The 302-nt window shown below is 77.5% G+C and carries 1 pseudogene; it reads right to left on the reverse strand.

Features of this window, described 5'->3' with window-relative positions:
- A pseudogene (locus ACFFNX_RS40930) lies at positions 1–302 on the reverse strand (hypothetical protein); the annotation flags it as partial.

Here is a 302-nt window from a genome sequence, read left to right on the forward strand (position 1 = left end):
CGTGCCGTTCGGTGCGCCGTTGCGCGTTCCTCGCGGGCCGCCGGGGAAGCCCCCGCGACCCGGCATTCCGCCCGGCCCGCCCATCCCGGAGGGGCCGGCCGACGGGATGGCGCCGTTGTGCGCGGTGGTCGCGGTCTCCACGGCGTACGCCGTGGGTCCCGCCAGCGAGACCACGACCGCGAGGACGCCGCCGGCGACCAGCACCCGCCCGGCGAGGCCGGACATCTCGTCTCGACGCGAGTCGGCCGGTGAACGACGGGAGAGCCAGGCGCCCGCGATCAGTCCCACGGCGGCGATCAGGC

This window comes from Actinoallomurus acaciae (assembly GCF_042429965.1).
Lineage (GTDB): Bacteria > Actinomycetota > Actinomycetes > Streptosporangiales > Streptosporangiaceae > Actinoallomurus > Actinoallomurus acaciae.